The sequence below is a fragment of the Pseudomonas sp. NPDC089758 genome, from assembly GCF_044748705.1.
GTDB lineage: Bacteria > Pseudomonadota > Gammaproteobacteria > Pseudomonadales > Pseudomonadaceae > Aquipseudomonas > Aquipseudomonas putida_X.
This window is the reverse complement of the sequence record NZ_JBIVGN010000025.1, coordinates 60,730-70,714: the sequence shown is the minus strand read 5'-3', so window position 1 is coordinate 70,714 and position 9,985 is coordinate 60,730. Positions and strand designations below refer to the sequence as shown.

Genomic DNA, 9,985 nt, shown 5'->3' with positions numbered 1-9,985 from the left:
GGTCTGGATGAGTACATTCACTACTACAACCATGATCGCATCAAGCTCAGGCTCAATGGCCTGAGCCCTGTGGAGTACAGGACTCGGGCTGCAGCTTAAAACTGTCCAACTTTTGGGGGGCAGTCCAAAAAAACCGCTGCTTCCAAAGGTACCTTGCTGCTTCCACAGATACCCTGGTCTCCCACAGGTACTGCGCTGCTCTCAAGCCCAGCGCAAACCCGGTGGGAGCCGGCTTGCCGGCGATGGGCTGCACAGCAGCCCCGGCACTTCAGACCTTGTTCAGCTTCTTGAGAAACACCGCCATTTCCTTCTCGGCCTGCTTGTCCCCATGGGCCTGCGCCGCCACCACCCCGTCCTCCCAGGCCTTGCGCGCCGCCGTCAGGTCACCCTGCAATTGGTACGCCTTGCCCAGCAGCTTCCACGCTGCCGAATACTTTGGGTCCTGTTCCACGCAACGGGCCAGATGCACCGCCGCTTCGGCGCCATTGCCCTCGTCCAGCCAGGCCTTGCCCAGGCCAAACCGCAGCAGCGGGTTATCCACACCCTTGGCCAGCATCTTCTCCAGCGATTCGCGCATGCCCGCCTCCTCTAGAAGAAACTCAAGCCGACATGGAAAAGCTTCTCCACGTCGCGAATGTGCTTTTTATCCACAACGAACAGGATCACGTGGTCACCCGACTCGATCACTGTATCGTCGTGGGCGATCAGCACTTGCTCGTCGCGGATGATCGCGCCGATCGTGGTGCCCGGCGGCAGGGTGATGTCTTCGATAGCCTTGCCGATCACCTTGCTCGACTTCGAATCGCCATGTGCCACCGCCTCGATAGCCTCGGCCGCACCTCGGCGCAGGGAGTGCACACTGACGATATCGCCACGGCGCACGTGCGCCAGCAAGGTACCGATGGTAGCCAGCTGGGGGCTGATGGCGATATCGATTTCGCCGCCTTGTACGAGGTCTACATACGCCGGGTTGTTGATTATCGTCATCACCTTGCCCGCGCCCAGGCGCTTGGCCAGCAGTGACGACATGATGTTCGCCTCGTCATCGTTGGTCAGGGCCAGGAAGATGTCGGCATCGGCAATGTTCTCTTCGAGCATCAGGTCCTTGTCCGAGGCGCTGCCCTGCAGCACCACGGTGCTTTCCAGGGTGTCGGAGAGGTGCCGGCAACGGGCTGCGCTCATCTCGATGATCTTCACCTGATAGCGGCTTTCGATGGCCTCGGCCAAGCGCTCACCGATCTGCCCGCCCCCGGCGATGACCACACGTTTGTTGGTCTCGTCGATGCGGCGTAGCTCGCCCATCACGGCGCGGATGTCTTTCTTCGCGGCGATGAAGAACACCTCGTCATCGGCCTCGATCACCGTGTCGCCCCGTGGGGTGATCGGCCGGTCACGGCGGAAGATCGCTGCCACACGGGTATCGACGTTAGGCATATGCGCGCGGATCTGGCGCAGTTGCTGGCCCACCAATGGGCCGCCGTAATAGGCCTTGACCGCTACCAGCTGCGCCTTGCCCTCGGCAAAGTCGATCACCTGCAGCGAACCTGGATGTTCTATCAGCCGCTTGATGTAGTTGGTCACGACCTGCTCGGGGCTGATCAGCACGTCCACCGGGATATGGTCGTTGTCGAACAGTTCTTCGCGGGTCAGGTAGGCCGATTCACGCACGCGAGCGATCTTGGTGGGCGTGTGGAACAGCGAATAGGCGACCTGGCAGGCGACCATGTTGGTTTCATCGCTGTTGGTCACCGCAACCAGCATGTCTGCGTCATCGGCGCCGGCCTGGCGCAGGACCGTCGGGAGCGAGCCGCGGCCTTGCACGGTACGGATATCCAGGCGGTCGCCCAGGTCACGCAGGCGGTCGCCGTCGGTATCGACCACAGTTATGTCGTTGGCTTCGCTGGCCAGATGCTCTGCCAGCGTACCGCCTACCTGGCCTGCGCCAAGGATGATGATCTTCATCCGCTACTCCCTAACCCTTTTTTCTTAACCGCGCGAGGCGGCGATCTTGATCAGCTTGGCATAGTAGAAGCCGTCATGGCCGCCTTCCTGGGCCAGCAGCTGGCGGCCATGGGGCTGGCGGATACCCGCTTCGGTGGCCAGGTCCAGCTCACGGGCGCCCGGAGTGCGGGCAAGGAAGGCCTCGATCACTTCGGTGTTCTCGGTCGGCAGGCTGGAGCAGGTGGCGTACAGCAGCATGCCCCCCACCTCCAGAGTCGGCCACAGGGCATCGAGCAACTCCCCCTGCAGCGCGGCCAGCGCCGGAATGTCATCAGCCTGACGGGTCAGCTTGATGTCCGGGTGGCGGCGAATGACCCCGGTAGCTGAGCAGGGCGCATCGAGCAGGATGCGCTGGAACGGCTTGCCGTCCCACCAACTGGTGGTGTCACGGGCGTCGCAGGCGATCAGCTCGGCGTCCAGCTGCAGGCGGTCGAGGTTCTCGCGCACCCGCGTCAGGCGCTTGGCTTCCAGGTCGATGGCCACCAGATGAGCCAGGCCCGCTTCTGCCTCAAGCAAGTGGCACGTCTTGCCACCCGGGGCGCAGCAGGCATCGAGCACGCGCTGGCCGGGGGCCAGTTCAAGCAGGTCGGCCGACAGCTGCGCGGCCTCGTCCTGCACGCTCACCCAGCCGTCGGCAAAGCCCGGCAGGCTGCGCACATCGCAGGCTTCAGTCAGCACAATGCCGTCACGGCTAAAGCGACAGGCGCTGGCGCCAACGCCGGCTTCGCTCAGCAGGGCCAGGTAGTCATCGCGGCTGTGGTAGCGGCGGTTGACCCGCAGGATCATGGGCGGGTGAGCGTTGTTGGCCGCGCAAATGGCTTCCCACTGTTCGGGCCAGAACGCCTTGAGCGCCTTCTGCAGCCAGCGTGGGTGGGCGGTGCGTACGACCGGGTCGCGTTCCATGCCAGCGAGCAGCGCCTCGCCTTCACGTTGGGCGCGGCGCAGCACGGCGTTGAGCAGGCCCTTGGCCCACGGTTTTTTCAGTTTGTCGGCACAACCGACCGTCTCGCCAATGGCGGCGTGGGCCGGGATGCGCGTGTAGAACAACTGGTACAGGCCTACCAGCAGCAGTGCCTGCACATCGGCATCAGCTGTCTTGAATGGCTTCTGCAGCAGTTGCGCGGCGAGCAGGTCAAGGCGCGGCTGCCAGCGGGCGGTACCGAACGCCAGGTCCTGGGTCAGGCCGCGGTCGCGTTCCTCGACCTTGTCCAGTTGCGCAGGCAGCGAGCTGTTCAGCGAGGCCTTGCCACTGAGCACTGCGGCCAAGGCACGGGCGGCGGCGAGGCGTGGGTTCATTGGCCAAGCACCTTGCCGGCGGTGAACTTCTCGCGGCGGCTGTTGAACAGGTCGCTGAAGGCCAGGGCCTTGCCGCCAGGCAATTGCAGGCGGGTAAGGCTCAAGGCCTGGTCACCGCAGGCGACCACGAGGCCGTCTTTGCTGGCGGACAGGATCTCGCCAGGGGTGCCTTCCCCTGTGGACAATCTGGCGGCCAGCACTTTCACGCTTTCGCCATCCAGGGTGCTGTGGCACACCGGCCAGGGGTTGAAGGCGCGGATCAGGCGCTCGAGCTCCACGGCCGGGCGGTTCCAGTCTATGCGCGCCTCGTCTTTGTTCAGCTTGTGCGCGTACGTGGCCAGGGCGTCGTCCTGCACCTCGCCGTGCAGGCTGCCATCAGCCAGGCCGGCAATGGCTTGCACGACGGCTGGGGGCCCCATTGTGGCGAGGCGATCGTGCAGGCTGCCACCGGTGTCTTCTGCACTGATTGGCGTGACCACCTTGAGCAGCATCGGGCCAGTGTCCAGGCCTGCTTCCATGCGCATCACGGTAACGCCGCTCTCGGCGTCGCCCGCTTCCACGGCGCGCTGGATCGGCGCCGCGCCGCGCCAGCGTGGCAGCAGGGAAGCATGGCTGTTGATGCAGCCCAAGCGCGGGATATCCAGCACCACCTGGGGCAGGATCAAGCCATAGGCGACCACTACCATCAAATCCGGCTTGAGCGCCGCGAGTTCTGCCTGGGCATCCTCATTGCGCAGGGTTGGCGGCTGGAACACAGGGATGCCATGCGCCACCGCCAACGCTTTGACCGCGCTTGGCATCAGCTTTTGGCCGCGGCCGGCCGGGCGGTCGGGCTGGGTGTAGACGGCCACGATCTCGTAGGGGCTGTCGAGCAGGGCCTTGAGGTGTTCGGCGGCAAACTCTGGAGTGCCTGCAAAGACGATGCGCATGGAGTTCTCGCTTCAAAAAAGAAAAAGGCTTGCCGGAGCAAGCCTTCTGGAAGGTGGGGATCAGGCTTGCTGGCGGTGCTGCTTTTCCAACTTCTTCTTGATCCGGTCGCGCTTGAGCTGGGACAGGTAGTCGACGAAGAGCTTGCCGTTAAGGTGATCGAACTCGTGCTGCACGCAGACTGCCAGCAGGCCTTCGGCTTCAAGCTCGAACGGCTTGCCGTCACGGTCCTGCGCCTTGACGCGCACACGCAGCGGGCGGTCGACGTTTTCGTAGAAGCCCGGCACCGACAGGCAGCCTTCCTGGTACTGGCCCATGTCGTGGGTCAGCTCTTCGACCGACGGGTTGATGAAAACCCGTGGCTCGCTGCGGTCTTCGCTCAGGTCCATGACCACAACCTGTTTGTGGACGTTGACCTGTGTGGCAGCCAGGCCGATGCCAGGCGCTTCGTACATGGTTTCAAACATGTCGTCGATCAGCTGGCGCAGGGCGTCGTCGAACTCCGTCACCGGTTTGGCGATGGTGCGCAGGCGCGGGTCTGGGAATTCGAGAATGTTCAAAATGGCCATAGGGTCAGGCAATCACTGTGCGTTCGGTTGAAAACTGAGCACACATAATAAAGGGAATCGAAGATTTCGGCACCTGGCAAGCTCGTCTAGGGTGTCTATGGGCTTGATAGCGTCCATTTAATAGACAGCTTTTCAAAGTGTTACCCACAAACTTATCCACAGGTTGTGCCACGTAAATGGCCCTGTTTCGATCAAGGATGATCTCCATGCCGTTCCACCATTCGTCGCTTTGCCCGCCTGCCGAACTGGAAGCGCGGCTACGTCTACACCGCCTCCCCGAGGCGGGATTGCGTCGTTTTCACGCCTTGTTGCAAGCCTTTGGCAGCGCTTCTTCTGCACTCAGTGCACCGGCTGGCGCCTGGCGTGCCCTGGGGGTCGCCCAGGCCACCATCGACGCCCGGCGCAGTGCCGAAGTACGCGACGGGGCATTGGCTGCAATGGCCTGGATAGAGCATCCGGGCCAGCATTTGCTGATGTGGGACAGCCCTGGTTACCCCGCGCTGCTGGGTGAAATCGATGATGCCCCGCCGCTGCTTTTCGTCGCAGGCGACCCGGCTTTGCTCGAACGGCCACAGCTGGCGATAGTGGGCAGCAGGCGTGCTTCACCCCCGGCGCTCGACACCGCCAAGGCATTTTCCCGTTGCCTCTCGCAGGCCGGGTTCACCATAACCAGTGGGCTTGCTTTGGGGATCGACGGTGCCGCTCATCGGGCCGCGTTGCAGGCCGGGGGCGCCACGATCGGTGTGCTGGGCACCGGGCTGCAAAAACTTTATCCACAGCGCCACCGCGACCTGGCCAACGCGATGATCGACAGCGGTAGCGCGCTGGTTTCCGAGTACCCGCTCGATGCCGGGCCGCTGCCAGGCAACTTCCCGCGGCGCAATCGCATCATCAGTGGCCTGTCGCTCGGCGTGCTGGTGGTAGAGGCGAGCCTGGCCAGCGGTTCGTTGATCACCGCACGTCTGGCTGCCGAGCAAGGCCGTGAGGTTTATGCCGTTCCCGGCTCGATCCACCACCCCGGCGCCAAGGGCTGCCACCAGTTGATTCGCGACGGCGCACTGCTGGTTGAAAGCGTGGGTCAGATCCTGGAAAGCTTGCAGGGCTGGAAGAACCTGCCGCCAGCCGTTGTGGATAAACCGTCGCATCCCCTACTCGCCTTGCTGCATGCTGCGCCGCAGACCAGCGAAGCACTCGCGGCTTGTACTGAGCTGCCTTTGGCGCAAGTACTGGCGCAATTGACCGAGCTGGAGCTCGATGGCCGGGTGACCAATGAAGCCGGGCGTTGGTTTGCCCGCGCTGGCTAAGTAAACTGCGGCATGGCTTAAATGCGGAGAGACACAAATGGTGAGCAGTTGGCGTGTGCAACAAGCCGCGCGTGAGATTCGGGCCGGTGCGGTGATCGCCTACCCGACAGAAGCGGTCTGGGGCCTGGGCTGCGACCCATGGAACGAGGACGCGGTGTATCGCTTGCTGGCGCTCAAGTCGCGGCCTGTGGATAAAGGGCTGATCCTGGTCGCCGACAACATCCGGCAGTTCGACTTTTTGTTCGAGGACTTCCCGGAAGACTGGATCGACCGCATGGGCAGCACCTGGCCTGGGCCCAACACCTGGCTGGTGCCGCACCAGGACCTGTTGCCCGAGTGGGTGACCGGGCAGCATGACACCGTGGCGCTGCGCGTCAGCGATCACCCAGTGGTGCGTGATCTGTGTTCACTGGTAGGGCCGCTGATTTCCACCTCGTGCAACCCCGGCGGGCGCCCGGCGGCGAAGACGCGGTTGCGGGTGGAGCAGTACTTCCACGGCCAGTTGGATCTGGTGCTTGGCGGGGCGCTGGGGGGGCGGAAGAACCCGAGTGTGATTCGCAATCTGGCAACCGGCGAGGTTGTGCGCCCGGGCTAATGCCGCTGGCGAGGGCTTCGCCCTCGATCGCCGGCACGCCAGCGCCTACAGGTTCTGCACAGGGCTTGAAGCCGGTGCGGTCGGTGGGGAAGCTGGCTTGCCGGCGATTGGGCCGCAAACCCCTGCAGATTTTTCTGATTTTGTCTTGAATGGTTGTCCGGTTTGAGGATTGGGAAATATCCTTCGAGCCGCGTCCCCTGCCATCACCTGTTCAGTAGGAACCAGTGTCTCTAGGCTCTACCCGTCGCCAAATAACTTGGCGATCGGGTGTGGTAGCCCGTATGCATTTTTTCCATGACAGTCCATGGCGGCTGTGCGTGGGAGGCTTTCGAGCCTGCCTGGATTGGAAAATGCCCGGGTCTACCACCTCGCGTACAGTCGCCACCCATTCACGTGGTAGTGATGGTTGGCGACCTTGAAGAGCATTTCCAGTGATGAAGAAAATAGTCCCCGATCCACCCCTACCCTGCACCACCACCCGCCCCTTTGGCCACTGCGACGCCGGCCATGACCCGCTCTTCAGCGTCAACCTAAACATTTCCGCCGAGGACGCTCGATCTAGGTAACACCACAAAAACCAGGGCAAGTACTATTTCCTACGGTTTCTGTCGAAAGCAATCACCTGCCCATCAGAAGACATCCAATTTATGCTTTGCATTCTCAAGTCTCCCGACCATGGGATATTGAGGTGTGTGCCTAGGCTTTTACTTTTTTTGAGCAGGTCTCTGCCAGATCCATTAGCAGGAGCCATCAAGCCTATTGCCTGTTCAGCAGCGTTGCCTGGGCCGAAAAAAACCTGATCCAGCCCTGCCTGGGAAGGGTCTGACGAAGTGCATGTACTGACTTTTAGCCAGGCTCGCGCCGATCTGAAGCAGACGATGGATGATGTATGTCGTGATCACGAACCTGCGATCGTTACGCGCCAGCGCGGCGAGCCGGTGGTTATGATTCCACTTGAGGATAACAACGGTATGCAGGAGACCATGTACCTGTTGGGCTCATCAGCCAATGCCAAGCGCTTGCGCGCATCCATTGATCAGCTGCGGTCGGGTAGAGCTGCTACCCATGCGTTTGGTTGTAGATGGCAACCAGTCGAGTCCGCAGCCTCAGAAGAAGGTGTGAGCGCTGACAGGTGCCTGAGGGTGTTCAGTGCCTATGAGGTCGAGCGTCACGCGGGCGGCGCTCGATCTCACAGGTACTGAACACCTCTAGGCAAGCACCTGGTCGCCCTGGTGCAATCCCCTGTCCTTCTCAAGGCAACAAAACAGTAGACCCAACAGTCCTGCGCGCCGACAGCTCAGCTTGCGCCTTGGCCGCCTCACTCAGCGGATACCTTTGCTGGATATCCACAACCAGTTTGCCACTGCCAATCATCGCAAACAGGTCATCGGCCATGGCCTGGGTGTTCTCGGCATTATTGGCATAGGTCGCCAAGGTCGGGCGAGTGACGTACAGCGATCCTTTCTGCGACAGGATCCCAAGGTTCACCCCGCTCACAGCCCCCGATGCATTGCCAAAGCTCACCATCAAGCCGCGCGGTTGCAGGCAGTCCAGCGAGGTAAGCCAGGTGTCGGCACCCACGCCGTCATACACCACCGGGCACTTCTTGCCATCGGTCAGCTCCAGCACCCGCTTGGCCACGTCTTCGTGGCTGTAATCGATGGTTTCCCAAGCGCCCAGCGCCTTGGCCCGTTCGGCCTTCTCGGCAGAACTCACGGTGCCGATGAGCTTGGCTCCCAGCGCCTTGGCCCATTGGCAGGCCAGCGAGCCCACGCCACCGGCGGCAGCGTGGAACAGGATCACATCGCCGGGCTGCACGGCGTAGGTCTGCTTGAGCAGGTACTGCACGGTCAGGCCCTTGAGCATTACCGCTGCCGCCTGCTCGAAGCTGATGTTTTCGGGCAGCTTGACCAGGTTGGCTTCCGGCAGTGTGTGCACCTCGCTGTAGGCACCCAGCGGGCCGCCGCCATAGGCCACGCGGTCACCCACTTTCAGGCGGGTGACGCCCTCGCCCACTGCATCGACCACGCCGGCGCCCTCTGTGCCCAGGCCCGACGGCAGCGCAGGCGGCGCATACAACCCGTTGCGGAAATAGGTGTCGATGAAGTTCAAGCCGATCGCGTGGTTACGTACGCGCACTTGCTGCGGCCCCGGCGGTGCCGGATCGAACTCTACAAGTTGCAGCACTTCGGGGCCGCCATGCTGGCTGAACTGGATACGCTTGGCCATCTCGCACTCCTGTTGTCGGGATCGGAAAAGGCCTTCTATCGGACGCCTTTGCTTGATCGCCGTCAACTGCGGCGCTCAGGTTTGCGGTGGTATGCTACGCGGCGAATTCTTCCCTGCCCGTTTCTGGTGACCCGATGACTAGCCGCACCGAGGCCGTGAAAGCCTACCTGCTCGACCTGCAAGACCGCATCTGCTCTGCCCTCGAAACCGAGGACGGCGGCGCCCGCTTCGTCGAGGATGCCTGGGTGCGCGAAGCCGGTGGCGGGGGCCGTACGCGAGTGATTGGCGACGGCAAGGTGATCGAAAAAGGCGGGGTCAACTTCTCCCATGTGTTCGGCTCTGGCCTGCCACCTTCGGCCAGTGCACACCGGCCCGAGCTGGCGGGCCGAGGTTTCGAGGCTTTGGGCGTATCGCTGGTGATCCACCCGCACAACCCGCACGTGCCGACGTCCCACGCCAACGTGCGCTTCTTCATTGCCGAGAAAGAAGGCGAAGAGGCGGTGTGGTGGTTCGGCGGTGGCTTCGACCTGACCCCGTACTACGGCAACGAAGAAGACTGCATTCACTGGCACCGCGTGGCCGAGCAGGCCTGTGCGCCCTTCGGCGCAGACGTATACCCCCGCTACAAAGCCTGGTGCGACCGCTATTTCCACATCAAGCACCGTGGCGAGCCACGAGGCATTGGCGGGCTGTTCTTCGATGATTTGAACGAGTGGGATTTCGATACCTGCTTCGCGTTCATTCGCGCCATCGGCGATGCTTTCGTCGACGCCTACCTGCCGATCGTCCAGCGTCGCAAGGCCACGCCTTACACCGCCGAGCAGCGCGAATTCCAGGAGTTCCGCCGCGGCCGCTACGTGGAGTTCAACCTGGTCTACGACCGGGGCACCCTGTTCGGGCTGCAGTCCGGCGGCCGCACCGAGTCGATCCTGATGTCGCTGCCACCGCAAGTGCGCTGGGGTTACGATTGGAAGGCAGCGCCCGGCAGCGAAGAAGCCCGCCTGACCGAGTACTACTTGCAGGACCGCGACTGGCTCGGCCAGTAAGCCTGTGGATAACCGAGG

10 protein-coding genes and 1 pseudogene are annotated in these 9,985 nt (G+C 62.6%); 5 read left to right on the top strand and 6 right to left on the bottom strand.

All coding sequences use genetic code 11. The features are described from left to right. Positions 1–99 (top strand): IS3 family transposase (locus ACIPZH_RS24635; RefSeq protein WP_400638176.1); only part of this gene is annotated, 99 nt, incomplete at its 5' end. Positions 100–268: 169 nt separating this feature from the next. On the opposite strand, the gene ACIPZH_RS24630 is transcribed toward ACIPZH_RS24635, so the two are convergent. Genes ACIPZH_RS24630 through def form a run of 5 tightly spaced genes read right to left on the bottom strand, consistent with a single transcriptional unit; the run spans position 269 to position 4,793 of the window. Further along, the gene (locus ACIPZH_RS24630) at positions 269–577 is read right to left on the bottom strand and encodes a tetratricopeptide repeat protein (protein ID WP_241806665.1); all 309 of its coding nucleotides are present in this window, start codon (positions 575–577) and stop codon (positions 269–271) included. Between the two features lie 11 nt (positions 578–588). Beyond that, complete coding sequence (trkA, locus tag ACIPZH_RS24625; protein ID WP_241806666.1) at positions 589–1,962, bottom strand: Trk system potassium transporter TrkA; 1,374 nt, start codon at positions 1,960–1,962, stop codon at positions 589–591. Between the two features lie 24 nt (positions 1,963–1,986). Then, complete coding sequence (rsmB, locus tag ACIPZH_RS24620; protein WP_400638174.1) at positions 1,987–3,297, bottom strand: 16S rRNA (cytosine(967)-C(5))-methyltransferase RsmB; 1,311 nt, start codon at positions 3,295–3,297, stop codon at positions 1,987–1,989. Continuing rightward, positions 3,294–4,226, bottom strand: coding sequence for a methionyl-tRNA formyltransferase (gene fmt / locus ACIPZH_RS24615; protein WP_400638172.1), 933 nt, complete (start codon positions 4,224–4,226; stop codon positions 3,294–3,296). The genes rsmB and fmt overlap by 4 nt, the downstream gene beginning before the upstream one ends. 60 nt (positions 4,227–4,286) lie before the next feature. Continuing rightward, positions 4,287–4,793 carry a peptide deformylase gene (def, locus tag ACIPZH_RS24610; RefSeq protein ID WP_241806669.1) on the bottom strand — a complete coding sequence of 169 codons (507 nt, stop codon included), beginning with the start codon at positions 4,791–4,793 and terminating at the stop codon, positions 4,287–4,289. A 206-nt stretch (positions 4,794–4,999) separates the two neighbouring features. Here def and dprA point away from each other — a divergent pair, with 206 nt between their 5' ends. From dprA to ACIPZH_RS24595, 3 genes and pseudogenes are all read left to right on the top strand, one after another. Next, on the top strand, positions 5,000–6,097 hold the full coding sequence (dprA, locus tag ACIPZH_RS24605; protein WP_400638170.1) for a DNA-processing protein DprA: 1,098 nt from the start codon (positions 5,000–5,002) through the stop codon (positions 6,095–6,097). 37 nt (positions 6,098–6,134) lie between these two features. Next, positions 6,135–6,692: an L-threonylcarbamoyladenylate synthase gene (locus ACIPZH_RS24600; RefSeq protein WP_241806671.1), complete on the top strand. Its 558-nt coding sequence runs from the start codon at positions 6,135–6,137 to the stop codon at positions 6,690–6,692. Between the two features lie 830 nt (positions 6,693–7,522). Beyond that, positions 7,523–7,750, top strand: a pseudogene (locus ACIPZH_RS24595) (type II toxin-antitoxin system Phd/YefM family antitoxin); the annotation flags it as partial. Positions 7,751–7,943: 193 nt separating this feature from the next. Here ACIPZH_RS24595 and ACIPZH_RS24590 read toward each other — a convergent pair. Next, positions 7,944–8,921 (bottom strand): NADPH:quinone reductase, encoded by a 978-nt coding sequence (locus ACIPZH_RS24590; protein WP_400638168.1) that lies wholly within the window; start codon positions 8,919–8,921, stop codon positions 7,944–7,946. A gap of 134 nt (positions 8,922–9,055) precedes the next feature. Between ACIPZH_RS24590 and hemF the strand changes: the two genes are divergently transcribed. Further along, positions 9,056–9,967, top strand: a complete 912-nt coding sequence (gene hemF, locus ACIPZH_RS24585) for an oxygen-dependent coproporphyrinogen oxidase (protein ID WP_267819934.1) — start codon at positions 9,056–9,058, stop codon at positions 9,965–9,967. Positions 9,968–9,985: the final 18 nt, after the last annotated feature.

Bases quoted from the DNA above. Each gene is read 5' to 3' on its own strand.
- ACIPZH_RS24630 (WP_241806665.1), bottom strand. From the start codon at position 577: ATGCGCGAATCGCTGGAGAAGATGCTGGCCAAGGGTGTGGATAACCCG.
- trkA (WP_241806666.1), bottom strand. From the start codon at position 1,962: ATGAAGATCATCATCCTTGGCGCAGGCCAGGTAGGCGGTACGCTGGCA.
- rsmB (WP_400638174.1), bottom strand. From the start codon at position 3,297: ATGAACCCACGCCTCGCCGCCGCCCGTGCCTTGGCCGCAGTGCTCAGT.
- fmt (WP_400638172.1), bottom strand. From the start codon at position 4,226: ATGCGCATCGTCTTTGCAGGCACTCCAGAGTTTGCCGCCGAACACCTC.
- def (WP_241806669.1), bottom strand. From the start codon at position 4,793: ATGGCCATTTTGAACATTCTCGAATTCCCAGACCCGCGCCTGCGCACC.
- dprA (WP_400638170.1), top strand. From the start codon at position 5,000: ATGCCGTTCCACCATTCGTCGCTTTGCCCGCCTGCCGAACTGGAAGCG.
- ACIPZH_RS24600 (WP_241806671.1), top strand. From the start codon at position 6,135: ATGGTGAGCAGTTGGCGTGTGCAACAAGCCGCGCGTGAGATTCGGGCC.
- ACIPZH_RS24590 (WP_400638168.1), bottom strand. From the start codon at position 8,921: ATGGCCAAGCGTATCCAGTTCAGCCAGCATGGCGGCCCCGAAGTGCTG.
- hemF (WP_267819934.1), top strand. From the start codon at position 9,056: ATGACTAGCCGCACCGAGGCCGTGAAAGCCTACCTGCTCGACCTGCAA.